Origin of the sequence: Pseudomonas sp. BGI-2 (genome assembly GCF_004310295.1) — a bacterium.
Classification (GTDB): Bacteria; Pseudomonadota; Gammaproteobacteria; order Pseudomonadales; family Pseudomonadaceae; genus Aquipseudomonas.
The window spans coordinates 24,072-50,142 of sequence record NZ_SISB01000009.1 but is presented as its reverse complement, the minus strand read 5'-3'; the positions used below and the strand labels follow the sequence as shown (position 1 = coordinate 50,142).

Genomic DNA, 26,071 nt, shown 5'->3' with positions numbered 1-26,071 from the left:
GGACTTCAATCAGTCCGGAATTTCATCAGGGACTGGCCGAGGCGCAGGGGCGGTCAACGAGGTGATCTTGATCAACATCCCCAGATGGCCGTTATCGAGGAAATTCAGCTGGCCGTTCTTGGTGTGGCTTTCCTGCTTCATGCGTTCGCTGGCGGTGACCATGCCATTGGCGTCGATCTGGTTGACCCAAAAGTCCGCATCCACATCCGTGAAGCGCCCCAGTTTCAGGCTCAGGGTGCCCTCGATCGGGAACTGGCCGAACTGCTCCGTGCCGTCGCTGATCGCGATTTTGCTGGCTTCTTCACCGAGGGTCTGCTGCCAGGCCTTATGCAGCAACACGGTGTATTCGTTGCTGGCGGTCAGTTTTTCCACTTCGCCATTCAGGCTTGGCGTGCGCAGGCTGTCGGGGTTGATACGTTGGGCGCCGGCAGCCCAGTCTTCGGGTGCGGCTTTGCTGACAATGGCAGGCACAGCGTTCTGGCGGACCAGAATCATTTCAATCTGATACAGGTCGTCGGCAAAGGCCGTTGGGGCGACCAGGGTGGTCAGCAAGGTCAGTAAACGAAACAGGCGCATGCGGCGTCCTTCAAGCAGTTTTCGGAATGAGGCACTCAAGCAGCGCCTCTACAGTATTAAAGCGCTCTTGCGGGCTTTCCATCGGGACCATGAATTTAAACATCGTGGCACCTTCGAATTTGTAGCGTTTGGGCTGGCCCTGAATCAGTTTGATCAGGGTCAGCGGGTCGACCGGCGTCTGCGCCGCGAACTCGATCCGGCCGCCTTGCGGGCCGCCGTCGACTTTCTTGATGCCCAGCAATTCGGCTTGCAGCTTCAACGCCGTGATGCGCATCAGGTTCTTGGTCGGCTCCGGCAGCAAGCCGAAGCGGTCGATCATCTCCACTTGCAGGTCCTTGAGGCCTTCCTCATCGGTGGCCGAGGCAATGCGTTTGTAGAGAATCAGTCGGGCATGCACATCCGGCAAGTAGGCTTCTGGAATCAACGCCGGGACACGCAGGTTGACTTCGGGGCCACCGCCCAGCGGCTGATCGAGGTTCGGTTGTTCGCCCTTGCGGATCGACTTCACCGCGCGCTCGAGCATCTCCATGTACAGGGTGAAACCGACGGCCTGGATCTGACCGCTTTGACCGTCACCCAGCAATTCACCGGCGCCACGGATTTCCAGGTCGTTGGTGGCGAGCACGAAGCCCGCGCCGAGGTCCTGGGTGTTGGCGATCGCTTCCAGGCGCTTTTCCGCGTCCGGGGTGATTTGCTGGCGTGGCGGCGTCAGCAGGTATGCATAAGCCTGGTGGTGACTGCGACCGACGCGGCCGCGCAACTGGTGCAACTGCGCCAGGCCGAATTTGTCGGCACGCTCGATGATGATGGTGTTGGCACTCGGCACGTCGATGCCGGTCTCGATGATGGTCGAGGCGATCAGCACGTTGAAGCGCTTGTGGTAGAAGTCGCTCATTACCTGTTCGAGATCGCGTTCGCGCATCTGCCCGTGGCCGATGCCGATCCGTGCTTCCGGCACCAGTTCGGCGAGGTCGGCGGCGCACTTCTCGATGGTCTTCACGTCGTTGTGCAGGTAGTAGACCTGACCGCCACGCAGCAACTCACGCAGCAAGGCTTCTTTGACCGTGCTCTTGTTCTGCTCCATGACGAAGGTCCGCACCGACAGGCGACGGGCCGGCGGTGTGGCGATGATCGACAGGTCGCGCATGCCCGACACCGCCATGTTCAGCGTGCGCGGAATCGGCGTGGCGGTCAGGGTGAGAATGTCGACTTCACTGCGCAAGGCCTTGAGCTGTTCCTTCTGACGGACACCGAACCGGTGCTCTTCGTCGATGATCACCAGCCCGAGGTTTTTGATCTTCACGTCGTCCTGCAGCAGCTTGTGCGTGCCGATGACGATGTCGATCTTGCCTTCGGCGAGGTCCGCGACCGCGGCGTTCACTTCCTTGGTCGACTTGAAGCGGCTCATCACTTCCACGCTCACCGGCCAGTCGGCGAAGCGGTCGCGGAAGCTGTTGTAATGCTGCTGGGCGAGCAGGGTGGTCGGCACCAGAATCGCCACCTGACGACCGCCGTGCACCGCGATGAACGCCGCACGCATGGCCACTTCGGTCTTGCCGAAACCCACATCGCCGCAAACCAGTCGGTCCATCGGTTTTGGCGCGAGCATGTCGGCGCGCACGGCATCGATGGTGGTTTGCTGGTCCGGGGTTTCTTCGAACGGAAAACCGGCGCTGAAGGTTGCGTAATCGGCTTTCGGGTCTTCGAACGCGTAACCTTCGCGAGCGGCGCGACGTGCATAGATGTCGAGCAGTTCGGCGGCGACGTCGCGCACCTGTTCGGCGGCTTTGCGTTTGGCTTTCTGCCAGGTTTCGGAGCCGAGACGGTGCAGCGGGGCCAGGGCATCGTCGCTGCCGGTGTAACGGGCGATCAGGTGCAGGTTGGCCACCGGCACGTACAGCTTGGCGCCTTCGGCGTATTGCAGAGTCAGGAACTCGGCGGCTTGATCGTCGATTTCCAGGGTCGCGAGCCCGAGGTAGCGACCGACGCCGTGATCGATATGCACCACCGGCGCACCTTCGCGCAGCTCGGTGAGGTTCTTGATGACGGCATCGTTGTTGGCGTCGGTGCGTTTTTCGCGGCGACGACGCTGCATCACGCGCTGACCGAACAACGGGCTTTCGGCGACCAGCGCCAAGGCAGGGTTGTCGAGCACCAGACCTTCATCGAGCGGAGCGATGGTGATCGCCAGGCGCTCCTTGCTCGCGACGAAGTCCGGCCAACTGTCGACGGTTTTCGGTCGCAGCTTCAGGCGTTCGAGCAGCTCCAGCAGCACTTCACGACGGCCCGCGGACTCGGCGGTAAACAACACGCGCCCGGGGAACTCGTCGAGGAAACCGGCCAGCGCCGCCAACGGCTGAGTGGCCTTGGCTTCGATGGCCAGGTTCGGCAGTTCTCGTGCCGGGAAGCGCTCGCGGCCGACACCGGTTTCCACGTCCTGTTGACTGGCAACCACCCGTGGCCAGCTCTTCAGGCGTGCGAAGCAATCGTCCACCGGCAAGAACAGCTCAGCCGGTGGCAATAAAGGACGGGACGGATCGACGCGGCGCTCTTCATAGCGATTGCGCACATCGTTCCAGAAGTTCTCTGCGGCCTGCTCGATGCCCGGCAGGGAAAACACTTGGGTGTCCTGGGGCAGGTAATCGAACAGCGTCGAGGTTTCGTCGAAAAACAGCGGCAGGTAGTACTCGATACCGGCCGGTGTAATCCCGCTGCTCAAATCCTGGAAGATCGGGCAGCGACGGAAGTCGACATCGAAGCGCTCACGAAAGCGTGCCTTGAAGCGGGTGACCGCATCTTTTTGCAGCGGGAATTCCCGCGCGGGCAGCAGGCGGACGGTGTCGACCTTGTCGATGGAGCGCTGGTTTTCCGGATCGAAGGTACGCAGCGTCTCGATTTCGTCGTCGAACAAGTCGATACGGAAGGGCAGTTTACTGCCCATCGGGAACAGATCGATCAACGAACCGCGGACGGTGAACTCGCCGTGCTCGTACACCGTGTCAACGTAGCGATAGCCGCTGGCTTCAAGTCGGGTGCGCATCTGCTCGACGTCGAGCTTCTGGCCAACGTCCAGCACCAGGCTGCTGCCGAGCAGGAATTTGGTCGGCGCGAGGCGGTGCAGCGCCGTGGTGATCGGCACGACCAACACGCCATGACTCAGCTCCGGCAACCTGTATAAGGCGGCGATGCGCTGGGAAATGATGTCCTGGTGTGGCGAAAACAGATCGTAGGGCAGGGTTTCCCAGTCCGGGAAATGCAGTACGGGCAAATCCGGGGCGAAGAAACTCAGCTCCTGTTCCAGCCGTTCGGCACTTTGGCTGTCGGCGGTCAGCAGCAGGGTAAAGCGCTTGGCAGCGCTGGCAGCCTCGGCGATGGCCAGGCTCAGGGCGGCACCGGGCAGGTTGCCCCAGTGCTGTTTACCTGCCGCGGCAGGGAGAAGCGGTAGACGCAGAACGGGCACGGAAGGTTGAGCTCCAAGCGTTGCGACAAAGTCGGTAATTGTAGCGGCCTCGGGTGCCGCCTGTCAGTTGCAGACTGTGTCTATTACGCAGGTTTGGCGAAATGTAGTGGTAAAGACAAAATCCGCCGGTTTTTTACCGAAAATTGATGATTATGTAGTGGCAAAACGACTGAGTGTTACGGAGGGTTACGGATAAGACAGCGGTGTCTCCAAAAAATTGACTGCGCTGAAGGCCGCGGTTTTACTGGGCTTTAGCGGTGCGTAATTTTTTTGAACAGGAATTTGTTACGGATCGCACGACAGGCGCGCATTGCTACGGGAGGCACTCGGCGGCATAATGTAGCCCCTTTTTTCTGCCCCTACATGTGGAAGGTTCCCGTGACTCAGAAGCCCGACCAGTGTCTTGGTGAATGGATCGACCGTGAAGCACTCGCAGAAGCGATGATTCCGCTTATCGGTCAGCTCTACCGCAATAACAACGTGGTGAGCTCGATCTATGGCCGCAGCCTGATCAATCGTTCAGTCATTGCGATTCTCAAAGCTCACCGCTTTGCTCGTCATCGTCAGTCCGATGACAGCGAATTGTCCGTCCACGAAACATTCCCGCTGCTCAAAGCGATGAGCGAGCTCAAGCTCGGTGCCGCTTCGGTTGACCTGGGCAAGCTTGCGGTCAAGTTCAAAGCCGAAGGCAATGGCCGCACCGCCGAGCAGTTCGTCCGCGAAGAACTGGCTGACGTCGTGGGTCAGCAAAACGTTGCCGCTCGTAAAGGCACCGACGTTGTCCTGTACGGCTTCGGTCGTATCGGCCGTCTGCTGGCGCGCATCCTGATCGAGAAAACCGGTGGTGGTGACGGCCTGCGTCTGCGCGCCATCGTTGTCCGCAAGGGCGCCGAGAACGATCTGGTCAAGCGTGCGAGCCTGCTGCGTCGTGACTCGGTTCATGGTCCGTTCGATGGCACCATCACCATTGATGAAGCCAACAACACCATCACCGCCAACGGCAACCTGATCCAGGTTATCTACGCGAAAAACCCGACTGAAGTGGATTACACCCAGTACGGCATCAAAGACGCGCTGCTGGTGGACAACACCGGCGTATGGCGTGACGCCGAGGGCCTGGGCCAGCACCTGGCTTGCCCGGGTATCGATCGCGTTGTTCTGACCGCTCCGGGTAAAGGCAAGCTGAAGAACATCGTTCACGGCATCAACCACGGTGAAATCACCGCTGACGACAAGATCGTTTCGGCTGCCTCCTGCACCACCAACGCCATCGTGCCGGTGCTGAAAGCTGTCAACGACAAGTTCGGCATCATCAATGGCCACGTTGAAACGGTTCACTCGTACACCAACGACCAGAACCTGATCGACAACTTCCACAAAGGCGATCGCCGTGGCCGTAGCGCCGCGCTGAACATGGTGATCACCGAGACCGGTGCTGCCACTGCTGCCGCCAAGGCGCTGCCTGAACTGGCCGGCAAGCTGACCGGTAACGCGATCCGCGTTCCGACGCCAAACGTGTCGATGGCCATTCTCAATCTGAACCTTGAGAAAGCAGCCACCCGTGAAGAGATGAACGAGTACCTGCGCTACATGGCGTTGCACTCCGATCTGCATAAGCAAATCGACTACGTCAACTCGCAGGAGGTGGTTTCCACCGACTTCGTTGGCTCGCGCCACGCAGGCGTTGTGGACGCTGAAGCAACCATCACCCAAGACAACCGCGTTGTTCTGTACGTTTGGTACGACAACGAATTCGGTTATAGCTGCCAGGTGGTTCGCGTGATGGAAGACATGGCCGGTGTAAACCCGCCAGCATTCCCGCGCTAAGCGTTAGCTGCACATGAAAACGCCCCGACTTTGGTCGGGGCGTTTTTGTTTGTGCGGTTTGTCAGTTGCAGATGTGTTGTCTGTGCCGGCCTCTTCGCGGGCAAGCCCGCTCCCACATTTGATCTGTGGCGTACACAAATCCAATGTGGGAGCGGGCTTGCTCGCGAAGGCAATCTCTCAGGCGCCGGCGACCACGGCAGCCTGCGCAGTCCGCAGTTCATGCCGATTGCCTTTGAACAACACCAGCGTCGCAATCAACCCCAACACCGCCGCGCCACTGAGCCAGATTCCTGGCGCAGCCTTGTTGTCCAGCACGTGGATCAGGTACGTGCAGGCCGCCGGCGTAAACCCGCCGAAGGTTGCCGTCGCCAGGCTGTAGGCCAACGAAAAACCGGTCGTACGAACTTCCACCGGCATGATCTCGGTCAGCGCCACGACCATGGCGCCGTTGTACGAGCCATACAGGAACGACAGCCACAACTCGACGATCAGCAAATGGCTGAAGCTCGGGTTCGCCACCAGCCACGACAAGGCAGGGTAGGCCGTGAGGATTGCCAGAATTGTCGCCGCCAGGAGTAGGGGTTTGCGTCCGATTTTGTCGGACACAGAACCCATCACCGGCAGCCAGAAGAAGTTGGACAGGCCGATACACACCGTCACCACCAACGCATCCAGATCGGACAGGTGCAGTTCGGCTTTGCCGAAAGTCGGGGTGTAGGCGGTGATCAGGTAGAACGACACGGTGGTCATCACCACCAGCGCCATGCCGGCGATGACGATGCCAAAGTTTTGACTGATCGAGTGGACGACGTCACCCAGGGTAGGGCGGTGTTTACGCGCCTGGAACTCCGGCGTTTCTTCCAGTGAACGACGAATCACGAAGATCACCGGCACAATCATGCAGCCGATCAGGAACGGCACGCGCCAGCCCCAGTCGCCCATTTCTTCGGGGCTGAGCCAGTGGTTCAAGCCGACCCCCAACAGGCCGGCGAACACCACCGCGGCTTGCTGACTGGCAGACTGCCAACTGACAAAAAAGCCCTTGCGACCCGGCGTGGAGATCTCCGCCAGGTACACCGACACACCGCCCAGTTCTACGCCGGCCGAGAAGCCTTGCAGCAGGCGGCCGAACAATACGAGCAGTGGCGCGGCGACGCCGAGGGTGGCGTAACCCGGCACGCACGCAATCAGCACCGTGCCGGCCGCCATCATCGCGAGGGTAATGATCAGGCCTTTGCGGCGGCCATGACGGTCGATGTAGGCCCCGAGGAAAATCGCCCCCAAAGGACGCATCAGGAAGCCGGCACCGAACGTGGCCAGCGATAACATCAGGGAGGCGAAAGCGCTGTCGGCGGGGAAGAAGGTTTTAGCGATGGCCGTGGCGTAAAAGCCATAGACCATAAAGTCGAACACTTCGAGAAAGTTACCGCTGACAACGCGAATAATCGCTATGCCTTTGCCCGTATTCGAGGACATTTCAACGTGCTCACTTTGGCTATCTTGTCGGAAATCCCTGATTTAGACGCGTCCTCGCTGTCGCCATGAAGGCGGGTTCCCTCGGCGAACAGTTTTGTAACGATATGTGTATGAAGATCGTTAGGCAACAACTAGTTAGCTTGCTGCTTAAACGATATAGCCATTAAGCGGTATGAATTTAGAGGCGGAGCGAATTAGACCTGTAGGAGCGAGGCTTGCCCGCGAAGGCGATTAACCTGACACACCGTCTTCGCGGGCAAGCCTCGCTCCTACAAGGGAAGGTGCATAATGGCCGGCCTTGGCGTTGTGTCAGGGAATGCTTTGGGAGGTGGGAATCGTTGAATGGGTGTCGGGGCGTTTTATTGGTTCTGCTCGGCGCACTGTCCGGCTGCGGCAACTCCAACTCCATGGAAACCTTCGGAGGTCCAACCATGGGCAGCACTTATTCAATCAAATATGTGCACCACACCGGTCTTCCCGCTCAAAAGGACATCAAGGCGCAGGTCGAAAAGATCCTGGCCGACATCGATCAGCAAATGTCCACCTACCGCAGCGATTCGGACATCGAGGTTTTCAACGATCTCCCGGCCCATCGCTGTCAGAAAATGCCCGCGTCGATCCTTAAGCTGGTCCGCGTCGGCGAGCAGCTCTCGGAACAAAGCGAAGGCTCCTACGACCTGACGGTCGAACCGCTGCTCAACCTCTGGGGTTTCGGCCCGCAGGCCCGTGAGGAAAAAGTGCCCGCTGCCCAGGCGCTCGCCGGAGTACGGCAGCGGGTGGGTTACCAACACCTGCGCATCGACCGCGATCAGTTGTGCAAGGACGCCGCCGTCGAAGTCGACTTCAACAGCATCGCCGCCGGTTACGCCGTCGACACCATTGCCGAAAAACTCGAAGCGCTGGGTATCCACAACTACCTGGCCGAAGTCACCGGCGAGCTCAAGGCAGCGGGTAAAAAACTCGACGGCTCAGCCTGGAAAATCGCCCTGGAAGTGCCCCGCGACGACCAGCAGGTCGCGCAAAAAATCATCGCGGTCGATGGCTATGGCCTGTCCACCTCCGGCGACTACCGCAACTATTTTCAGCAGGACGGTAAGCGTTATTCTCACACCTTCGATGCCCGAACCGGTGCGCCGGTCTCACACACCCTGGCGTCAGTCACGGTCATTAATCCTTCAGCGTTAATGGCCGATGGCTTATCGACGCTGTTGCTGATTCTCGGCCCGGAGCGCGGTTGGGACTACGCCGAAAAACACGATATCGGCGCATTTTTTGTGATTCGTGCCGATACAGGTTTCGTCACACGAACCAATCAGGCTTTTGAGCGCCTCAGTGGCGGCAAAACCGAATGATTGCGGTGATCCGCTCATTGAAGACTGGCGTTGTAGTGCAGGCAAAACTAGCCTACGACGCGACCAAGGGTTAATGTGCCCGGCGTTGACGCTTCTATAGACTGTGTCCGGGTTCTGCACTGGCCCCAAATTGTTCCTTCACGCCGCAGATCGGCGTGATTTAGCCGCAGGTGCCGAGGGCGCCGCGGCCTGTTCTGAGGAGTACGCATGGCTGTCTACAACTACGACGTGGTGGTGCTGGGTTCCGGCCCGGCGGGAGAAGGCGCGGCAATGAACGCCGCCAAAGCAGGGCGCAAGGTGGCGATGGTCGATAGCCGTCGCCAGGTCGGCGGCAACTGCACCCACCTGGGTACCATCCCGTCCAAGGCACTGCGTCACTCGGTCCGGCAGATCATGCAGTTCAACACCAACCCGATGTTCCGGGCCATTGGTGAGCCGCGCTGGTTCTCGTTCCCGGACGTGCTGAAAAGCGCCGAAAAAGTCATTTCCAAACAAGTCGCCTCGCGCACCGGCTACTACGCCCGTAACCGCGTCGACGTGTTCTTCGGCACCGGCAGCTTCGCCGACGAGCAAACCATCGAAGTGGTCTGCGCCAACGGCGTGGTCGAAAAACTGGTGGCCAAGCACATCATCATCGCCACCGGTTCGCGTCCTTATCGCCCGGCGGACATCGATTTCCATCACCCGCGTATCTACGATAGCGACACCATCCTCAGCCTCGGCCACACCCCGCGCAAACTCATTGTTTACGGCGCTGGCGTGATCGGTTGCGAATACGCGTCGATCTTCAGTGGCCTGGGTGTACTGGTTGAACTGGTGGACAACCGCGGTCAGTTGCTGAGCTTCCTGGACTCGGAAATTTCCCAGGCCTTGAGCTACCACTTCAGCAACAACAACATCACGGTTCGCCACAACGAAGACTACGACCGCGTCGAAGGCGTGGACAACGGCGTGATCCTGCACCTCAAGTCCGGCAAGAAGATCAAGGCCGACGCCTTGCTCTGGTGCAACGGCCGTACCGGCAACACCGATCAGCTGGGTCTGGAAAACATCGGCGTCAAGGTTAACAGCCGTGGCCAGATCGAAGTCGACGAAGCCTATCGCACCTGCGTTCCGAACATTTACGGAGCCGGTGATGTGATCGGCTGGCCGAGCCTGGCCAGTGCTGCGCACGACCAGGGCCGTTCGGCCGCTGGCAGCATCGTCGATAACAACAGCTGGCGCTTCGTCAACGACGTGCCGACCGGCATCTACACCATTCCCGAGATCAGCTCGATCGGCAAGAACGAGCAGGAGCTGACTCAGGCCAAGGTGCCGTACGAAGTGGGCAAGGCGTTCTTCAAGAGCATGGCGCGTGCACAGATTGCCGGCGAGCCCCAGGGTATGCTGAAAATCCTGTTCCACCGCGAGACACTGGAAGTGCTGGGCGTTCACTGCTTCGGTTATCAGGCGTCGGAGATCGTTCACATCGGTCAGGCGATCATGAGCCAGCCGGGCGAATTGAACACGTTGAAGTACTTCGTCAACACGACGTTCAACTACCCGACCATGGCCGAAGCCTATCGGGTAGCGGCATACGACGGCCTCAACCGGCTTTTTTGAGTGGCTCCGGCCGGTGGCCTGAGCCGGCCGGGGAGACCGATTTCAGCAATTCTCGAGGGTGGCGCTGGCCAAACCGGGAAAGTCTGTAATCAGGCTGTCAACGCCGAAGTCGGCGAGTCTGCGCATCAGCGCGGGCTCGTTGACTGTCCACACCGACACATGCAGCCCCTGACGCTGCGCCTTCTGCAGGCGTTCCGGCGTACACAGGGTCCAGTTCAGCGCCAGAATCTCACAGCCATAACTTTGCGCGACCTTCAACGGGTCAAGCCACGCGTACTCGGCCACCAGACCGCGGGACACGTCCGGCACCAGGTCCAGCGCGGCTTTCAATACTTCACGTGAACTCGACGTGATGGTGACCTTGTCGAGCAGGCCGAAACGCTGAGCCATTTCGCGAATCGCCAGCACGGTCGTCGCGGCGCGGGTGCGTGAAGCGCTTTTGACTTCCAGTTGCCAGTGCTCGAAATCGCATTTCTCGAACAGTTCTTCCAGTGTCGGAATCAGGCAGGGCTTGATCCAGCCCGGGCCGCCCTTGCGTGCGTCGTAGGTCACCAGGTCTTTTGCGGTGTGCTCGACGACCTTGCCGCGTCGGTCGGTGGTGCGCTTGAGCGTCGGGTCGTGGATGACCATCAGCTCGTTGTCCATGGACAGGTGCAGGTCCAGTTCGCAGCGGCGTACGCCGTGCTGGAGGCATTGCTGAAAACCGGTCAGCGTGTTTTCCGGTGCTTCGCCCTTGGCGCCGCGATGGCCGTAGATGAGGGTCACGGTTCTTCCTTAAATTAAATGCCGGATTCGTTTTCGCGGGCCAGACGTCGTTCCTGGGCCTGCTTCTGCAAAATGTAGCGGGCCAGCAATTGGCGTTGGGCATCGGTCGGGTATTGGAACTCGGTGCCGACGTCGTAGGCGCCAGCCTTGCGATCGCAATGCGTGACCTTGGCCCGCAGCAACAGGCCGAGGGCTTGCGGCATCAGTACCAGTTTGACCGACAGGTGCGCGCCCACGGCGATGGGTGTCGGGTACTGAAAGTCGATGCCGCCTTCGGAAATGATCACCGGCTGCGGCTCGCCGATCTGCCCGAGCACGGTGATGGCGATCACCTGGCTCATTAGATCGATGCGTTTGTTCTGGGATTTCAGGAACGCCGCGAGGTTGCGGTCGCGCTCGCTGATCTGGCGTAACAGGTGTTGCGACTCGAATTCGCTCAGGTGCAGTTCGCTGAGCAAGTTGAACAGTGGGGAAGCATCCTGCAACACTTCCTGGCCTGCGGCTTCGGGAGCGGACAGGGGCCGAATTTCCAGTGCGATCGTGTCCTCGATACGGTAGTATTCGCGGCGATCTTCTTCATCTAATGTCGACATGGCGAACCCATGGTAGCGGCGGTGGTCTGAGTGTAAAGCTGGTTATCGACCCCCGCCACAAGGACGTTCCTTTTCCCTCCGAACAAGCCCCGACATGTTCAGACCTCTCTTCGTATTTATTGGCACGCGTTATACCCGTGCAAAGCGTCGCAATCATTTTGTGTCATTCATTTCCCTGACCTCGATGATCGGACTCGCCCTCGGCGTGGTCGTGATGATCGTCGTGCTTTCGGTCATGAACGGCTTCGATCATGAGATGCGCACCCGCGTGCTGGGCATGGTGCCCCACGCGACCATCGAGTCCGGTGAACCGATCAGCGACTGGCAAAGCCTGGCTGCCAAGGTCAAGCAGAACCCGCAGGTGACGGCCGTGGCGCCGTTCACCCAGATGCAGGGCCTGCTGACCAACAACGGCAAGGTTTCCAAAGTCCTGCTCAATGCCATCGACCCTGCGCTGGAACGGCAGGTCTCGATCATTGATAACTTCATGCAGCAGGGCAAACTCGACGATCTCACGCCGGGCAGTTTCGGCATCGTCATCGGCGACAAGGCGGCCGCCAAGCTCGGCGCTGCGGTCGGCGACAAGCTGACGTTCGTAGCGCCGGAAGTCACGGTGACCCCGGCCGGGATGTTCCCGCGCATGAAACGCTTTACCGTTGTGGGCATTTTCCATGTCGGCGCCGGTGAGATCGACGGGTATCTGGGTGTCACCAACCTGCAGGATCTGGCGAAGCTGCATCGCTGGAAGCCGGATCAGGTTCAGGGCATCCGCCTGAAGTTCGACGACCTGTTCCAGGCCCCGCGCACGGCGTGGAATATCGCCCAGCAACTCGGCGAAGACCATTTCTATGCCCGCGACTGGACGCGCACCCACGGCAATCTGTATCAGGCAATCCGCATGGAAAAAGCCATGATCGGCCTGCTGTTGCTGCTGATCGTCGCCGTCGCCGCCTTCAACATCATTTCCACGCTGGTGATGGTGGTGAATGACAAGAAGGGCGACATCGCGATTCTGCGCACCCTTGGCTCCACGCCGGGGCAGATCATGGCCATCTTCATGGTCCAGGGCACGGTCATTGGCGTGATCGGTACGCTGATCGGCGCGGTGGTCGGGATCTTCGCCGCGCTGAACGTCAGCGCCGCGATCTCGGCCCTCGAAGGCCTGATCGGGCACAAGTTCCTCAACGCCGACGTGTACTTCATCGATTACCTGCCGTCGCAAGTGCAGAGCCAGGATGTGTTGATGGTCTGCGCCGCCGCGTTGGTCCTGAGTTTCCTCGCCACCCTGTATCCAGCCTGGCGTGCCGCGCGCACCCAGCCTGCGGAGGCGCTACGTTATGAGTGAGTTGGGCATGAGTGATAAAGCAATCTTGAGCTGCCGCAACCTGGGCAAATCCTACGAGGAAGGCCCGGAGTCGGTAGAAGTTCTGGCCGGCCTGCAACTGGAGCTGCATCCGGGTGAGCGCGTGGCGATTATCGGCACCTCGGGTTCGGGCAAAAGTACGTTGCTCAATCTGCTGGGCGGCCTCGATACGCCGACCAAGGGCAGCGTCTGGCTGGCCGGTGAAGAGCTGTCTGCGCTGAACGAAAAGGCTCGCGGTTTGCTGCGCAATCGGTCGCTGGGTTTCGTTTACCAGTTCCACCACTTGCTGCCTGAGTTCACCGCGCTGGAAAACGTCTGCATGCCGCTGCTGATCGGCAAAACCGCAATCCCGGAAGCGCGTCAGCGTGCGACCGCGTTGCTGGAGCGAGTAGGGCTGGGTCATCGCCTGGAGCACAAACCGTCCGAACTGTCCGGCGGCGAACGTCAGCGCGTGGCCATCGCCCGCGCTCTGGTGAACAAGCCAGGCCTGGTGATGCTCGACGAGCCGACCGGCAACCTCGACTCCCACACCGCCCAGGGCATTCAGGATTTGATGCTGGAACTCAGCACCTCGATGCGCACGGCGTTCCTGGTGGTGACTCACGACATGAACCTGGCTCGCCAGATGGATCGCGTCCTGCATTTGCAGGAAGGTTGCCTGACGCCCATCTGATTGACCAAAACCCGGCGTACTGAAGAGTACGTCGGGTCTTTTATTTTTTTACGGTGCCCCAGCGAATGTTCAGACCGTTATCGATCTTTATCGGCATGCGCTATACCCGCGCCAAGCGCCGCAATCGCTTTGTTTCCTTCATCTCGATGACCTCGATGATCGGCCTCGCCCTCGGCGTGCTGGCGATGATCGTGGTGCTGTCGGTGATGAACGGCTTCCAGCGCGAAATGAGCTCGCGCATCCTTGGCATGGTGCCGCACGCGACCATCGTCGGCGTGAACCCGATCGACGACTGGCTGCCCGTGGCCGCCGCCGCGATGAAAAATCCGGAAGTCACCGCCGCCGTGCCGTTCACCGAGATGGAAGGCATGCTCTCCTATAAAGGCACGATGCAGCCGATTCAGGTCAGCGGCATCGACCCGGCGCAGGAGGGCAAAGTGTCGATCGTTGCCCAGCACATCGTTCAGGGCCGTCTCGATGCATTGAAGCCGGGCGAGTTCGGCGTGGTGATCGGTGAGATCACCGCGCGGCGTTTCCGCCTGAATGTCGGCGACAAGATCACCCTGATCGTGCCGGAAGTCAGCACGGCACCGGGTGGCATTACCCCGCGCATGCAGCGGCTGAATGTGGTCGGCGTGTTCAAGGTCGGTGCCGAGCTGGATGGCTCGATGGCGCTGATCCACGTCGCCGATGCTGCGCAGATGCAGCACTGGGAGCCGAATCAGGTGCAGAGCGTGCGGCTGGCGGTGAAGGATTTGTACGCCGCGCCGAAAGTCTCCAGCGATATTGCTGGCGGACTGGGCACTGCTTACAAGGCTGACGACTGGACCCACACCCAAGGCAGTCTGTTCAGCGCGATGAAGATGGAAAAAACCATGATCGGCCTGCTGTTGCTGATGATCGTCGCCGTGGCGGCGTTCAACATCATCGCAACGTTGATCATGGTGGTGAACGACAAGGGCGCGGACATCGCGATCCTGCGCACCATTGGCGCTACACCCCGACAGATCATGGCGATCTTCATGGTGCAGGGCACGGTGATCGGGATTGTCGGCACCTTGATCGGTGGCGTGCTCGGCGTGATTGCGGCGTTGAACGTCAGTGAGCTGGTGGGGTGGATGGAGCGGGTCAGTGGCCAGCACATCTTCAGTTCTGACGTGTATTTCGTCAGCAACTTGCCGTCGGAATTGCAGGGTGGGGATGTGTTGTTGATCTGCTCGGCGGGTTTCATCTTGAGCTTCCTGGCGACGGTGTACCCGGCCTGGCGTGCAGCGAAAATCGAGCCGGCTCACGCGTTGCGGTATTCGTAAGCCGTTACACCGCTTTCGCGGGCAAGCCTCGCTCCTACATGATCGCGTAGGAGCGAGGCTTGCCCGCGAAGGGGCCGGACCTGCTGGCCTCATTCTCCCTTGGGCATGTCAATCACAAACCGCGTCCACCCATTCTCCGATTCACACCGAATCTGCCCACCATGGGCTCGGATGATCGACTGGGTAATCGCTAACCCCAACCCTGCATGCTCACTGCTACCTTCCTGACGCGCCGGATCGGCGCGATAAAACCGGTCAAACAATCTCGGCAGCAACGCCCCGTCAATCCCGTCCCCGCTGTTCTCAATCGTCAAACTCAAGCCTTTGACCTGATCAACAATCCGCACCCGCACCTCTCCATCAGCGGGCGTAAACCGCAACGCGTTATCCAGCAAATTGGACAGCGCCCGCCGCAACATACTGCGGTCACCCTCCATCTGCGCGCTGCCCTCGCGGCTCAACGTCACTCGGGCGTCTTCAGCCAGCGGCGCAAAAAATTCCAGCAACACATCCGCTTCCTCTGCCAGCTCCAGGGATTCCCGCTTGGGCGTCAGCAACCCATGGTCAGCCTTTGCCAGGTACAACATGTCGTTGACCAGTTGCGCCATCCATTGCAGTTCTTCGAGGTTGCTGTGCAGCGCTTCCCGGTAATCGTCGATAGGCCGAGGGCGGGTGAGGGTGACCTGGGTGTGGGTCAGCAGATTCGACAGGGGTGTGCGCAGCTCATGGGCAATGTCGGCAGAGAAGGCCGATAGCCGCTGAAAAGAGTCGTCCAGGCGTCCGAGCATGGCGTTGAAGCTGTGGGCCAATTCGGTGAGTTCCGACGGCATATTCTCTTCGGGGAGCCGGGCGTTTAGCGATTGCGCCGAAACGCCGCTGGCGATCGCACTCATGCGCCGCAACGGGCGCAAGCCACTGCGCGCCGCCCATGCACCGAGCAACGCGGTGGCCAGGGCTGACAAACCGACGGTCAGCCAGATCAGGCGCTGCATGCGTTGCAGAAAGTGCTGGTGATGGGTGATGTCCAGCAGCAAGGTCAGTTGCGGTGAGTCAGGCCGATCGACAAACAGCGGCGCATTCAGCACGCGATAATCGGTGCCGTCGTCGTTCAACGTGGATAAGCCGGGTTTATGCGGGAGCTTTTCCGGCAGGTGCGTCGAGCTGTCGTACCAGCGCTGGCCATCGCTGCCGGTGATTCGCAGCGACAGATCCGCCTGCCGGCTCAGTTCATCCGCCAGTTTGACTTCACTTTCACTTGATCGAACGTCGTGCAGCGCGCGGCGCAAACCAATCAACTTACCGTCCAGCAACTGCTGATCGAGCTCGATGAAATGCGCCTCACTGGCGCGACTGAACAACACCCCGGCAAACAACGAAACCACGGCCGTACAGGCCGCAAACAGCAGCGCCAGGCGACTGCTTAACGAAAGTCGACGCATCAGACAGGGCGCTCTTCAAGGACATAACCCATGCCGCGCACGGTATGAATCAGCTTGTTGGGGAATTCATCGTCGATTTTCAGACGCAAACGGCGGATCGCGACCTCGATGACATTAGTGTCGCTGTCGAAATTCATGTCCCAGACCTGGGAGGCGATCAGTGATTTGGGCAACACTTCTCCTTGGCGCCGCAGAAGCATTTCCAGCAGGGCGAACTCCTTGGCGGTCAGGTCAATGCGCTGACCATTGCGTTCCACCCGGCGGCGGATCAAGTCCAGGCGCAAGTCGGCCAGTTGCAGGCTGGTTTCCTGAGGCGAAACAGCTCCGCGTCGCAACAGGCTGCGGACCCGCGCCAGCAATTCGGAGAAGGCGAACGGCTTGACCAGGTAATCGTCGGCACCGAGTTCAAGGCCGTGGACTCTGTCCTCCACCGCATCTCGCGCAGTCAGAAAAAGTACCGGCGTATCCAGACCGGCACTGCGTACCGCTTGCAGAATTTGCCAACCATCACGACCGGGCAGCATTACATCAAGGATCAATAACGCGTAATTACCACTCAATGCCAGTTGTTGCCCGGTGCTGCCGTCGGCCACCAGCTCGGTGTTGAAACCGGCCTCGGTCAGGCCCTGGCGCAAGTAATGGCCGGTTTTCGGTTGGTCTTCGACGATCAGCAGCTTCATAGGCAACTCGAGGCAAATGGAACGAACGCTTTATACCGTGGGCAGCGTAAACACAGGTCAACCTGACAAAGTTGTAATCTGGCTGTCAGGTTGTGGGCAGTGACGACAGTTTAGAGTTTTCCACAGGCTGAACCTTATCTTGTTGGAGTACGACTATGTTTTTGCGCAAACCTCTGGTGTTGGCTGCGTGTTTGTTGGCACTGAGTTCGGCGGTGTGGGCATCGCCGGCGCATACCTACGATTTCGGTCAGCCGGCCCCGGCGGCCAAGGCGACTCGCAGTGTCGAGGTGGTGATGGGCGACATGTCGTTCACCCCCAAGGCGATCGATATCAAAGCCGGAGAGACGGTTCGTTTGGTGCTGGTGAATAATGGCCAGTTGTTGCACGAATTCAACCTGGGTGATGCGGCGATGCATGCCAGGCATCAGCAGGAAATGATGAAGATGCAGCAGAGCGGCATGCTCACGCCTACAGGCATGAAGGAAATGGACCACGGCTCGATGGCTGGCATGGATCACGGGATGATGAAACACGACGACCCGAACAGCGTCCTCGTCGAACCGGGCAAAACTGCTGAGCTGACCTGGACCTTCACCAAGGCCACTAACCTGGAATTTGCCTGCAACATTCCCGGCCATTACCAGGCGGGCATGGTCGGCAAACTGACTGTCAGTCAGTAAGCACTCTAAGGCGGGCGTAAAGGCTGGTAGAATCCGCTGATTCTTCAGTCAGGTTTCCGCCATGCATCCCGCAGCCGAACACTCGCCGCTGGGCAAATCCAGCGAATACATCGCCACCTATACGCCGTCCTTGCTGTTCCCGATCCCGCGCACCGCGAAATGGGCCGAGTTGGGCCTGACGGCGCAATCCCTGCCTTATAAGGGTGTGGATTTCTGGAACTGCTTCGAGCTGTCGTGGTTGTTGCCGTCGGGCAAGCCAGTGGTGGCGATTGGCGAATTCAGTATCCCGGCGGATTCGCCGAACATCATCGAATCGAAGTCGTTCAAGCTGTACCTGAACTCGTTGAATCAGACGCCGTTTGCCGATACCGCGACCCTTGAGTCGACGCTGGTGAAAGACCTCTCGGCCGCTGCCGGCAAGCCGGTTGGCGTGCGGATTCGCAGCCTCAAGGATGTTGAAGCCGAAGGCGTCGTGGCGTTGCCGGGTGTGTGCATCGATGACCTGGAGATCAGTGTCAGCAGCTACGAGCATCCGCGTCCCGAACTGCTGCGTTGCGATGATTCGCGCATTGTTGAAGAGAGCCTGCACAGCCATTTGCTCAAATCCAACTGCCCGGTCACCAGCCAGCCGGACTGGGGCAGCGTGGCGGTGGAATACCGTGGCGCGGCGCTGGATCACGCGAGTTTGCTGGAATACATTGTGAGCTTCCGTCAGCACTCGGACTTCCATGAACAGTGCGTGGAGCGGATTTTCCTCGACTTGCAGCGGTTGCTGAAACCGGAGAAGTTGACGGTTTATGCACGGTATGTGCGACGCGGTGGGTTGGACATCAACCCGTATCGCAGCACTGAAACTGTTCAACTGCCGAACCACCGCCTGGTCCGCCAATAAAGATCTAATGTGGGAGCGAGCCTGCTCGCGATGGCGATGGCTCATCCAACATAGATGTCGCCTGACACTCAGCCATCGCGAGCAGGCTCACTCCCACAGGGGGGATTGCATTGCACACCGATAAGAAAAAGCCCCGCTAGCGATAGCAGGGCTTTTTTTTTGCATCTGGCAGGTTCAGATCCCCATGTTGCCGAGGGCTTGCACGATGTTGCGCAAGGTTCCGGCAAGGGTAGGGTGTTCAATTTCGAAGCGCTCGACGGCCAGGTTCACATTGTCGGCGAGGTTGGTGTCCTGGGTTTTGGTTTCAAGTTCAAGCTCAAGTTCGATCTGTGCCATCAGCGCGTGCAGGTCTTCGCGCTCGGCTTCGGTCAGCGGTGGATTCTGTTCCAATTGCTCGCGCAGAGTATTGAGCTGTTGTTGCAGTTCGCGGGCAGGCATGGCGTTCTTCCTTTTATCGATAGGCACTGGCATAGACCGCAGCAGCGCGCCAAAGGTCTATGGCTTGCCTTTAGATTAATCCACTCCAGCTGAACCTGCATGATCTCGATCAGGGCTTTTCGCCCTTGAGCCGACGCAGACTGATGTCGGCCAGGCAGGTATCCAGTTCGCCCAGATGATCGATCACCGAATGCACCCCCAGACCGAACAGCTGTACCGTCGCTTTGCCGCGCAGGTGTTCGCGTTCCTTTTGGCTCAAGGCCTGCCATTCACTGGGCGCCAACCCGCAGAGCGAGCCGCAGGACGCCAGGCCGATCGTCCACAGCCCGGCATTCAGTCCCGATTGCAGCAATCGCGGTTCGCCGCTGACCAGTACGCAACCATCGAGTTGTTCGACATTCAATGCCATTAACGCTTGCCAGCAAGCGTTCGGCGCCGGCCACGGATTGATTGTTGCGGGGTGTTGCGAAGGTTTGATCCACGCCGGCAGGGCGCCGGCCAGGGAATGGCTGACGGCCGGGGGCAACTCGTCGAGCCAGGCGCAAGGAATCTGCTGGCGCTGCAAGCTGTTCAGACTGTCCAGCGCGCCGGGCGTGACCTCGGCGTGCTCGGGCGTGTGAGTATCGTGCTGGCGCATCCGGGCGCCGAAATCCACCAGGCAACCACTGAGCCCGAACAGTACGGCGGTCAGGCTGGGTGCAGCGAGGGGCAAGGTTTCGGCGTGCGGCATATCAACGTCCCTGAAATAGTGACAAGGCTATGCGCCGCCGGTGACAGTTGAGTGACACTGATGTGAAGCGCTATCAATCAGGACGAATCATCCGTAGGCCATCACTTGCGAGGCTGCCCTAAATCGGCTTTTCCGTCTTATACTAGCCAGCTTATCGCCTGGGCCAAGCGCCCTTGCCAGTACAATCCAAGGAGTTTTCTATGCGCTGGAGCAATCGTCTAGCTCAGCTTTGTGTGTGTGCCAGCGTTTTGCTGGTTCCGTTCGCAGCCCAGGCTGCCACGGAAGAAGACCCTTGGGAAAGCGTCAACCGTCCTATCTTCCAGTTCAACGACTTCGTCGACACTTACGCACTGAAGCCAATCGCTCAAGGCTATGAGTTTGTGACGCCGCAGTTCCTGGAAGACGGCATTCACAACATGTTCCGCAACGTCGGTGATGTTACCAACCTTGCCAACAATGTCTTGCAGGTCAAACCTGCTGCAGCGGGCGTAGACACCGCGCGTCTGATCTTCAACACCACCTTCGGCCTGCTGGGCTTCTTCGATGTCGGCACCCAAATGGGCCTGAATCGTAGCGACGAAGACTTCGGCCAGACGCTCGGTTACTGGGGTGTGGGCAGCGGTCCGTACGTGATGTTGCCGCTGATGGGCCCAAGCACCTTGCGTGATGCACCTTCCAAGTTCGTCGACGGCTACACCGGCCCGTACCGCTACATCAACGACGTGCCGGTGCGTAACTCGGTCTTCGGCCTGAATATCGTCGACACCCGCGCCAGCTTGCTGTCGAGCGAGAAGTTAATCAGCGGCGACAAGTACACCTTCATCCGCAATGCGTACTTGCAGAACCGCGAGTTCAAAGTCAAAGACGGCCAGGTCGAAGACGATTTTTGATCTCGACCAGTAAAATGAAGAAGGCGGCCAATCGGCCGCCTTCTTTCGTTTGGATCCGGGCTTATTTCATCTTCAAGATTGTAAGCCCGAGTTTCTGAGTGCCACCGTCCTGTTCTTTCACCCTCACCACTTCGGTATCGGCCTCAAGCCCTTTGAGCGCTGCGTGATCGGAGTCGATGCGCACGCTGATCCGGTCCCCGACCTTGAACAGGCGGGGTGCCTCAACCTGCATACCGCTGCTGGAAAGGTCGATGCAGACGGCTGGCACCTCATCGCCTTCGTGAATCAGCGACACATCGGCATCGACCCGCATGCGGATGAAATCGCGCTTTTCGCTGTAGTCCCGATCGGTTTGACTCATGGGCTTCATCCTTCCATAGGGTTACGGTTTTACCTGTTCTTATAACTCCCGGTGATTTGACAAGTAAAGACGTCAAGCGACCATCGGCGTGAGCTTGAAACGCCCCGCGGATGGGAGTACCGTCTGCGCCTTAGAAGGGCACCTCTGGTGAACCTGTGTGTAGGGCAAACGCTCGAAAACGGTGCAGTAGAGAGGCTAGAAAGCGAATCCAGTAGTGTGAGCCGGGACAAAACCCCTGCCTGCTACGCCAACCTAATTCTGGCGCCGTTTGCCCACATGCCAAAAACCAGTGCCACGCTGCTGATAATCGATGATGACGAAGTAGTGCGCGCGAGCCTCGCGGCCTACTTGGAAGACAGTGGTTTCAGTGTCCTGCAGGCCAGCAATGGCCAGCAGGGACTTCAGGTATTCGAGCAAGACAAGCCCGACTTGGTCATCTGCGATCTGCGCATGCCGCAGATGGGCGGACTCGAACTCATTCGCCAGGTCACCGAGCTGTCGCCGCAAACCCCGGTGATCGTGGTTTCGGGTGCCGGCGTGATGAACGACGCGGTCGAGGCCCTGCGCCTGGGCGCGGCGGACTACCTGATCAAGCCTCTCGAAGATTTGGCTGTGCTCGAGCACTCTGTGCGCCGGGCCCTGGATCGCGCGCGCCTGCTGCTGGAAAACCAGCGCTACCGCGAGAAGCTGGAAAAGGCTAACCGAGAGCTCGCCGCCAGCCTGAACCTGCTCCAGGAAGACCAGAACGCCGGTCGCCAGGTGCAGATGAACATGCTGCCGGTCAGTCCCTGGACCATCGATGAGTTCCAGTTTGCTCACCAGATCATCCCGTCGCTGTACCTGTCGGGTGATTTCGTTGACTACTTTCGGGTCGACGAGCGTCGGGTAGCCTTCTACCTGGCGGACGTTTCCGGTCATGGCGCCTCTTCAGCCTTCGTTACCGTGCTGTTGAAGTTCATGACCACGCGCTTGCTGTTTGAATCCAAGCGCAGCGGCACATTGCCAGAATTCAAGCCTTCAGAGGTCCTTGGTCATATCAACCGAGGCCTGATCAGTTGTAAGCTGGGTAAACACGTCACAATGGTCGGTGGAGTCATCGACGAGGAGACAGGTTTGTTGACCTATAGCATCGGTGGTCATTTGCCGTTGCCTGTGTTGTACACGCCAGACAGTGTTCGTTATCTGGAAGGGCGCGGTCTGCCGGTGGGCCTCTTTAATGAAGCTACCTATGAAGACCACGTGCTGGAGCTGCCGCCGACGTTCAGCCTGACGCTGATGTCCGACGGCATTCTGGACCTTTTGCCAGAACCTACACTCAAAGAAAAAGAAGCGGCTTTGCCCCAACGGGTCAAGGCAGCGGGCGGCAGCCTGGATGGTCTGCGGCAGGTTTTCGGATTGGCCACGCTAGGGGAGATGCCGGATGATATCGCCCTGTTGGTGTTGAGCAGGAATCTTTAATGAGTACCGGTAGAATCCAGTTCGCCGAGCAGGATGGCACCTTCGTCCTGAAGTTCGTCGGTGAAGTTCGCCTGACCCTGTGTTCGGCATTGGATGCGACTATTGAGCGGATCTTCACCGCGTTGAACTTCAACGCGATCGTGATCGACCTGACCGAAACCCGCAGCATCGACAGCACCACCCTTGGCCTGCTGGCCAAACTGTCGATCCTGTCGCGGCAAAAGGTTGGCCTGCTGCCGACCGTCGTCACCACCCACGAAGACATCACCCGTCTGCTGCAGTCCATGGGTTTCGAGCAAGTGTTCAACATCGTTGACCGCCCGATCCCGTGCCCCGAATGCCTGACCGACCTGCCAGACCAGGATCAGTCCGAAGAAGTCGTGCGGATCAAAGTGCTTGAAGCACACAAAATCCTCATGGGCCTGAACGACTCCAATCGTGAAGCTTTCCATGATTTGGTGAATGCTTTAGAGCGTCATTGATCCTTGTAGGAGCGAGGCTTGCCCGCGATGGCGACATAACAAACTCCCCAAATTCAAAGCATAAAAAAGGGCGAACCCGTTAAGGTTCGCCCTTTTTTGCATTTGCTTACTGAATCAGAGCTTGGCTTGCAGCAGTGCTTCGAGTTTTTCCTGGTCGCGGGCGAACTGACGAATCCCCTCAGCCAGTTTCTCGGTCGCCATCGCATCCTCGTTGGACAACCAACGGAACTGCGCTTCATTCAGGCTCAAGCGCGCCTCACCCGCATGGCCCGGAGCCAACTTGCGCTCCAGCTTGCCAGTGTCCGCCGCCAGCTTCTCCAGCAGGTCCGGGCTGATGGTCAGGCGATCACACCCAGCCAACTGCTCGATCTGATTGAGGTTACGAAAGCTCGCGCCCATGACCACAGTCTTGTAGTCATTGGCCTTGTAGTAGTTGTAGATACGCGTCACCGACTGCACGCCCGGATCATCCGCGCCAGTGTAGTCGTTGCCGTTAGCCTTCTTGTACCAGTCGTAGATGCGACCTACGAACGGCGAAATCAGGAATACCCCGGCGTCAGCACAGGCCGCAGCCTGAGCAAACGAGAACAGCAGCGTCAGGTTGGTCTGAATGCCTTCCTTTTCAAGCTTCTCGGCGGCGCGGATGCCTTCCCAGGTGGAGGCGATTTTGATCAGCACGCGGTCGCGGCCAATGCCGGCCTTGTCGTACAGCTCGATCAGACGGTGCGCACGCTTCAATACGGCGTCAGTGTCGAACGAAAGGCGCGCATCCACTTCAGTGGAAATTCGGCCCGGTACAACCTTCAGAATCTCTTGGCCTACCGCCACGCCAAAACGGTCGCTGGCCAGGCCCACATCGCCCTTGCAGTCGTGAACGCAGGCGTTCAGCAACTCGGCATAACCGGGGATGGCAGCGGCTTTCAGCAGCAGGGAAGGGTTGGTGGTAGCGTCGACGGGTTTTACGCGAGCGATAGCTTCGAAGTCGCCGGTGTCGGCAACTACGGTGGTCATTTGTTTGAGTTGTTCCAGCTTGGAAGTCATGGGCGTGCTCTGTCCTATGGGTCTGATGACATTACCCGAGCGCTGACAGCCACTCAAGGGCGCATGTACGTATCGGTGGCCCCGGTGGCAACAACCGGGAAACGGATGTTTGAAAGGCGGGGCGCGGGTATCGGTAAATACGATGCCAAAACGCGGCGCAGGTTCAAAGCAACTGACCGTTGACGCTTCGCTGGCAACTCCGGCGACTGCGCTGCCATGCCTGCATTCGGGTGCCTGTGACTGTTAGAAATAGTCAAGTTCAGTCGTTATAAGATGTCAATTAGTGCCACCCGGATGGCGTGTAATGTGGCGCCGATAAATGTAGGTATTGGATGGGGAAATGACTTCACAAGGGGAGCGGGTGTCTGCAATTGTGGAGGCCTTCGATGACTTTATTCTCGGTTATGTCTTGAAGAAATTGACCGAAGTATTTGAAGAACTGATGACTGCTTCAAAGAAGAACCACCCGGACAATATGAATGGTCTGGTGGAGATGGGAAGAGTGAAAGCCGCGAAGAAAATTCCCGGCTGGCTAAAACGAGTGAAATCCAGCATGCCCAGTCAAGTCACTCGCGTGTTGATGGAACAAATGAACGACTCCCAGAAGTCCAGACATGACCTGCGGTTTGAAGCGCAAGCCGTATTGTTCGAGGTCCTGGTGGAGGAGTCGCTGGCAATGGACGCCGCGAGTTATGCGGAGTGGATGAATAAAAGCCCCTGTTAAGGGAAGGGTGCGGTCGTTACTTTAGTAACATTCTGACGGCCACTTGCGCAGGTTTTGATTTTCCATCAGATGACGTTAGCCCGAAACTTCGTTCGCGATCGTTACTGCCTGAGTCGCTGTTTTTCCATTCGTAAAGGGATGTCAGCGGTATATTCAGTTTTTTGACATCCGAGATGAATCTTGTAATGCGTGATGCTTGTCCGGCGGTGCCCCCGATGGAACTGAGCGATGGCACTCCCCATTCGGTAATGACCCCCGGTACATGGAAGTTATCGAGGATAAACGCTTGAGCACTGCTGATCTCGGTGCCCGACATGCCATAGGGATGGTAGGAGACCGCACTGAGGCATTGTGGGTAATCCTTAATGATTTCAGTCAGTGCGACGGTCGCCTTGGAGTCTTTGGTTGGCACCTTTGCGAACCCAAACCCGATCAGTGGGGTTGAATGATCCCGCTGTTGTAACGCGTTGCACACTGCACTCATGAAAGGCACAAACGTTACTTCAAAATCCCGGGTGGGCCAGTATTTCGGCAAGTCTGGTTCATTCCAGATTTCAATGGCGACAAGCTGCGTGCTGAAGGCTTTTTCCAGGCCGATGACCGAGTTCGCGAAGGAATCTCCCGCAGCGGCGAGATCACTGCCGCTGCTTTGCGTTTTGTGAGTTAACGCTTTGGTTGAGCGAACGGTCATCAATACCGGCAGTTCGGCGGATTTGGCAGCAGCGAAGGCTTCATTGATCTGGTGTTGATACGCCGGGTTGCCCAGGCTGTTCGTCCATACGCCAAAGCGTACGAATCCGAACCCTGAGGCTTTGATCTGATGGGCGTCGGCGGCTGAGAAATTTTGAATCTTCACCTGAACGCCTATTGTCTTGTTGTCTTGCGCCAGCACTGAAAAAGCCTGGCTGGCGTAAGCGGGGCTGAGTGCGCCAAGTATAAACAGCGTTGAAGTGGCGATCAGTCGAATACGCATATCGGGATTTCCTGTTGAGTCAGTATGTCGTCCCTGGCATGGGCCAGGGTCAAAATAGCATTAGTACAGCGATATCATTAATCCTCTATGTCATTCCCTTCATTGTTAATTTTTGTCGGATAAATAACTTCCAGATCGCAAGTGTTATTTATGGTCCGGTTTTCTGGTTGGGTGTTTTTTATGCGTCGTGGTATTTAATACACTTGTATTTTCATGACGGATCCATCTCTGAATGCGGGACGATCTAATCGGTTCACTCAACTCCTCGCTATACGTTGGCCGATTC

The 26,071-nt window shown here is 58.6% G+C and carries 24 protein-coding genes; 12 read left to right on the top strand and 12 right to left on the bottom strand.

Features of this window, described 5'->3' with window-relative positions:
- Positions 1-9: 9 nt before the first annotated feature.
- Positions 10-576, bottom strand: a complete 567-nt coding sequence (locus EYC95_RS08435; RefSeq protein ID WP_131059942.1) for a CsiV family protein — start codon at positions 574-576, stop codon at positions 10-12.
- A gap of 10 nt (positions 577-586) precedes the next feature.
- The gene (gene mfd, locus EYC95_RS08430) at positions 587-4,036 is read right to left on the bottom strand and encodes a transcription-repair coupling factor (RefSeq protein ID WP_131059941.1); all 3,450 of its coding nucleotides are present in this window, start codon (positions 4,034-4,036) and stop codon (positions 587-589) included.
- 363 nt (positions 4,037-4,399) lie between these two features.
- Here mfd and EYC95_RS08425 point away from each other — a divergent pair, with 363 nt between their 5' ends.
- On the top strand, positions 4,400-5,863 hold the full coding sequence (locus EYC95_RS08425; protein WP_131059940.1) for a glyceraldehyde-3-phosphate dehydrogenase: 1,464 nt from the start codon (positions 4,400-4,402) through the stop codon (positions 5,861-5,863).
- Positions 5,864-6,040: 177 nt separating this feature from the next.
- Here the strand turns inward: EYC95_RS08425 and EYC95_RS08420 are convergent, their stop codons facing one another.
- Positions 6,041-7,339, bottom strand: coding sequence for an MFS transporter (locus EYC95_RS08420; protein WP_131059939.1), 1,299 nt, complete (start codon positions 7,337-7,339; stop codon positions 6,041-6,043).
- Positions 7,340-7,746: 407 nt separating this feature from the next.
- Here EYC95_RS08420 and EYC95_RS08415 point away from each other — a divergent pair, with 407 nt between their 5' ends.
- Entirely contained in the window at positions 7,747-8,691 is a 945-nt protein-coding gene (locus EYC95_RS08415; RefSeq protein ID WP_131060008.1) for an FAD:protein FMN transferase, read from the top strand.
- 207 nt (positions 8,692-8,898) lie between these two features.
- Positions 8,899-10,293 (top strand): Si-specific NAD(P)(+) transhydrogenase, encoded by a 1,395-nt coding sequence (gene sthA, locus EYC95_RS08410; protein ID WP_007907752.1) that lies wholly within the window; start codon positions 8,899-8,901, stop codon positions 10,291-10,293.
- Positions 10,294-10,335: 42 nt separating this feature from the next.
- Here sthA and EYC95_RS08405 read toward each other — a convergent pair whose 3' ends face one another.
- Together EYC95_RS08405 and EYC95_RS08400 are read right to left on the bottom strand one after the other, a co-directional pair.
- Positions 10,336-11,058: a glycerophosphodiester phosphodiesterase gene (locus tag EYC95_RS08405; RefSeq protein ID WP_131059938.1), complete on the bottom strand. Its 723-nt coding sequence runs from the start codon at positions 11,056-11,058 to the stop codon at positions 10,336-10,338.
- 14 nt (positions 11,059-11,072) lie between these two features.
- Positions 11,073-11,651 carry a PilZ domain-containing protein gene (locus tag EYC95_RS08400; RefSeq protein ID WP_131059937.1) on the bottom strand — a complete coding sequence of 193 codons (579 nt, stop codon included), beginning with the start codon at positions 11,649-11,651 and terminating at the stop codon, positions 11,073-11,075.
- Positions 11,652-11,745: 94 nt separating this feature from the next.
- Here EYC95_RS08400 and EYC95_RS08395 point away from each other — a divergent pair, with 94 nt between their 5' ends.
- The 3 genes from EYC95_RS08395 (at position 11,746) to EYC95_RS08385 (ending at position 14,997) form a co-directional block, all read left to right on the top strand.
- Positions 11,746-12,996, top strand: a complete 1,251-nt coding sequence (locus tag EYC95_RS08395; protein ID WP_131059936.1) for a lipoprotein-releasing ABC transporter permease subunit — start codon at positions 11,746-11,748, stop codon at positions 12,994-12,996.
- Positions 12,997-13,003: 7 nt separating this feature from the next.
- A complete protein-coding gene (gene lolD, locus EYC95_RS08390; protein ID WP_165557440.1) occupies positions 13,004-13,687 on the top strand; it encodes a lipoprotein-releasing ABC transporter ATP-binding protein LolD in 684 nt (227 codons plus the stop codon).
- A 65-nt stretch (positions 13,688-13,752) separates the two neighbouring features.
- On the top strand, positions 13,753-14,997 hold the full coding sequence (locus tag EYC95_RS08385; protein WP_131059934.1) for a lipoprotein-releasing ABC transporter permease subunit: 1,245 nt from the start codon (positions 13,753-13,755) through the stop codon (positions 14,995-14,997).
- Between the two features lie 89 nt (positions 14,998-15,086).
- Here EYC95_RS08385 and EYC95_RS08380 read toward each other — a convergent pair whose 3' ends face one another.
- Positions 15,087-16,436, bottom strand: coding sequence for a heavy metal sensor histidine kinase (locus EYC95_RS08380; RefSeq protein ID WP_131059933.1), 1,350 nt, complete (start codon positions 16,434-16,436; stop codon positions 15,087-15,089).
- On the bottom strand, positions 16,436-17,116 hold the full coding sequence (locus EYC95_RS08375) for a heavy metal response regulator transcription factor (RefSeq protein WP_131059932.1): 681 nt from the start codon (positions 17,114-17,116) through the stop codon (positions 16,436-16,438). Before EYC95_RS08375 ends, EYC95_RS08380 begins: the two co-directional genes overlap by 1 nt.
- Before the next feature lie 155 nt (positions 17,117-17,271).
- Here EYC95_RS08375 and EYC95_RS08370 point away from each other — a divergent pair, with 155 nt between their 5' ends.
- Together EYC95_RS08370 and queF are read left to right on the top strand one after the other, a co-directional pair.
- Entirely contained in the window at positions 17,272-17,796 is a 525-nt protein-coding gene (locus tag EYC95_RS08370) for a plastocyanin/azurin family copper-binding protein (protein ID WP_131059931.1), read from the top strand.
- A 61-nt stretch (positions 17,797-17,857) separates the two neighbouring features.
- On the top strand, positions 17,858-18,688 hold the full coding sequence (queF, locus tag EYC95_RS08365; protein WP_131059930.1) for an NADPH-dependent 7-cyano-7-deazaguanine reductase QueF: 831 nt from the start codon (positions 17,858-17,860) through the stop codon (positions 18,686-18,688).
- 174 nt (positions 18,689-18,862) lie between these two features.
- On the opposite strand, the gene EYC95_RS08360 is transcribed toward queF, so the two are convergent.
- Both EYC95_RS08360 and EYC95_RS08355 read right to left on the bottom strand, forming a co-directional pair.
- Positions 18,863-19,126: a DUF4404 family protein gene (locus EYC95_RS08360; RefSeq protein WP_131059929.1), complete on the bottom strand. Its 264-nt coding sequence runs from the start codon at positions 19,124-19,126 to the stop codon at positions 18,863-18,865.
- A 109-nt stretch (positions 19,127-19,235) separates the two neighbouring features.
- The gene (locus EYC95_RS08355) at positions 19,236-19,856 is read right to left on the bottom strand and encodes an HAD family phosphatase (RefSeq protein ID WP_131059928.1); all 621 of its coding nucleotides are present in this window, start codon (positions 19,854-19,856) and stop codon (positions 19,236-19,238) included.
- A 200-nt stretch (positions 19,857-20,056) separates the two neighbouring features.
- Between EYC95_RS08355 and EYC95_RS08350 the strand changes: the two genes are divergently transcribed.
- Entirely contained in the window at positions 20,057-20,746 is a 690-nt protein-coding gene (locus EYC95_RS08350; RefSeq protein ID WP_131059927.1) for a VacJ family lipoprotein, read from the top strand.
- A 61-nt stretch (positions 20,747-20,807) separates the two neighbouring features.
- Here the strand turns inward: EYC95_RS08350 and EYC95_RS08345 are convergent, their stop codons facing one another.
- Positions 20,808-21,107 (bottom strand): PilZ domain-containing protein, encoded by a 300-nt coding sequence (locus tag EYC95_RS08345; RefSeq protein WP_131059926.1) that lies wholly within the window; start codon positions 21,105-21,107, stop codon positions 20,808-20,810.
- A 276-nt stretch (positions 21,108-21,383) separates the two neighbouring features.
- On the opposite strand from EYC95_RS08345, the gene rssB reads away from it, so the two are divergent.
- Together rssB and rssC are read left to right on the top strand one after the other, a co-directional pair.
- Entirely contained in the window at positions 21,384-22,565 is a 1,182-nt protein-coding gene (rssB, locus tag EYC95_RS08340; RefSeq protein WP_010456296.1) for a two-component system response regulator RssB, read from the top strand.
- Positions 22,565-23,047 (top strand): anti-sigma factor antagonist RssC, encoded by a 483-nt coding sequence (gene rssC / locus EYC95_RS08335; RefSeq protein WP_007935262.1) that lies wholly within the window; start codon positions 22,565-22,567, stop codon positions 23,045-23,047. Before rssB ends, rssC begins: the two co-directional genes overlap by 1 nt.
- 114 nt (positions 23,048-23,161) lie before the next feature.
- Here rssC and tal read toward each other — a convergent pair whose 3' ends face one another.
- The gene (tal, locus tag EYC95_RS08330) at positions 23,162-24,088 is read right to left on the bottom strand and encodes a transaldolase (protein ID WP_109629027.1); all 927 of its coding nucleotides are present in this window, start codon (positions 24,086-24,088) and stop codon (positions 23,162-23,164) included.
- Between the two features lie 340 nt (positions 24,089-24,428).
- Between tal and EYC95_RS08325 the strand changes: the two genes are divergently transcribed.
- Positions 24,429-24,812: a hypothetical protein gene (locus tag EYC95_RS08325; RefSeq protein ID WP_131059925.1), complete on the top strand. Its 384-nt coding sequence runs from the start codon at positions 24,429-24,431 to the stop codon at positions 24,810-24,812.
- 16 nt (positions 24,813-24,828) lie between these two features.
- Here EYC95_RS08325 and EYC95_RS08320 read toward each other — a convergent pair whose 3' ends face one another.
- Positions 24,829-25,785: a glycosyl hydrolase family 5 gene (locus tag EYC95_RS08320; RefSeq protein ID WP_131059924.1), complete on the bottom strand. Its 957-nt coding sequence runs from the start codon at positions 25,783-25,785 to the stop codon at positions 24,829-24,831.
- Between the last annotated feature and the right edge of the window lie 286 nt (positions 25,786-26,071).

Excerpts from the sequence above, each read along its gene's own strand:
- EYC95_RS08375 (WP_131059932.1), bottom strand. The coding sequence starts at position 17,116 with ATGAAGCTGCTGATCGTCGAAGACCAACCGAAAACCGGCCATTACTTG.
- EYC95_RS08345 (WP_131059926.1), bottom strand. The coding sequence starts at position 21,107 with ATGAGTCAAACCGATCGGGACTACAGCGAAAAGCGCGATTTCATCCGC.
- EYC95_RS08395 (WP_131059936.1), top strand. The coding sequence starts at position 11,746 with ATGTTCAGACCTCTCTTCGTATTTATTGGCACGCGTTATACCCGTGCA.
- sthA (WP_007907752.1), top strand. The coding sequence starts at position 8,899 with ATGGCTGTCTACAACTACGACGTGGTGGTGCTGGGTTCCGGCCCGGCG.
- EYC95_RS08350 (WP_131059927.1), top strand. The coding sequence starts at position 20,057 with ATGCGCTGGAGCAATCGTCTAGCTCAGCTTTGTGTGTGTGCCAGCGTT.
- EYC95_RS08435 (WP_131059942.1), bottom strand. The coding sequence starts at position 576 with ATGCGCCTGTTTCGTTTACTGACCTTGCTGACCACCCTGGTCGCCCCA.
- EYC95_RS08380 (WP_131059933.1), bottom strand. The coding sequence starts at position 16,436 with ATGCGTCGACTTTCGTTAAGCAGTCGCCTGGCGCTGCTGTTTGCGGCC.
- tal (WP_109629027.1), bottom strand. The coding sequence starts at position 24,088 with ATGACTTCCAAGCTGGAACAACTCAAACAAATGACCACCGTAGTTGCC.
- EYC95_RS08370 (WP_131059931.1), top strand. The coding sequence starts at position 17,272 with ATGTTTTTGCGCAAACCTCTGGTGTTGGCTGCGTGTTTGTTGGCACTG.
- EYC95_RS08325 (WP_131059925.1), top strand. The coding sequence starts at position 24,429 with ATGACTTCACAAGGGGAGCGGGTGTCTGCAATTGTGGAGGCCTTCGAT.
- EYC95_RS08320 (WP_131059924.1), bottom strand. The coding sequence starts at position 25,785 with ATGCGTATTCGACTGATCGCCACTTCAACGCTGTTTATACTTGGCGCA.
- rssC (WP_007935262.1), top strand. The coding sequence starts at position 22,565 with ATGAGTACCGGTAGAATCCAGTTCGCCGAGCAGGATGGCACCTTCGTC.
- EYC95_RS08355 (WP_131059928.1), bottom strand. The coding sequence starts at position 19,856 with ATGCCGCACGCCGAAACCTTGCCCCTCGCTGCACCCAGCCTGACCGCC.
- EYC95_RS08360 (WP_131059929.1), bottom strand. The coding sequence starts at position 19,126 with ATGCCTGCCCGCGAACTGCAACAACAGCTCAATACTCTGCGCGAGCAA.
- EYC95_RS08415 (WP_131060008.1), top strand. The coding sequence starts at position 7,747 with ATGGAAACCTTCGGAGGTCCAACCATGGGCAGCACTTATTCAATCAAA.
- rssB (WP_010456296.1), top strand. The coding sequence starts at position 21,384 with ATGCCAAAAACCAGTGCCACGCTGCTGATAATCGATGATGACGAAGTA.
- EYC95_RS08400 (WP_131059937.1), bottom strand. The coding sequence starts at position 11,651 with ATGTCGACATTAGATGAAGAAGATCGCCGCGAATACTACCGTATCGAG.
- EYC95_RS08425 (WP_131059940.1), top strand. The coding sequence starts at position 4,400 with ATGTGGAAGGTTCCCGTGACTCAGAAGCCCGACCAGTGTCTTGGTGAA.
- EYC95_RS08385 (WP_131059934.1), top strand. The coding sequence starts at position 13,753 with ATGTTCAGACCGTTATCGATCTTTATCGGCATGCGCTATACCCGCGCC.
- EYC95_RS08420 (WP_131059939.1), bottom strand. The coding sequence starts at position 7,339 with ATGTCCTCGAATACGGGCAAAGGCATAGCGATTATTCGCGTTGTCAGC.
- queF (WP_131059930.1), top strand. The coding sequence starts at position 17,858 with ATGCATCCCGCAGCCGAACACTCGCCGCTGGGCAAATCCAGCGAATAC.
- lolD (WP_165557440.1), top strand. The coding sequence starts at position 13,004 with ATGAGTGATAAAGCAATCTTGAGCTGCCGCAACCTGGGCAAATCCTAC.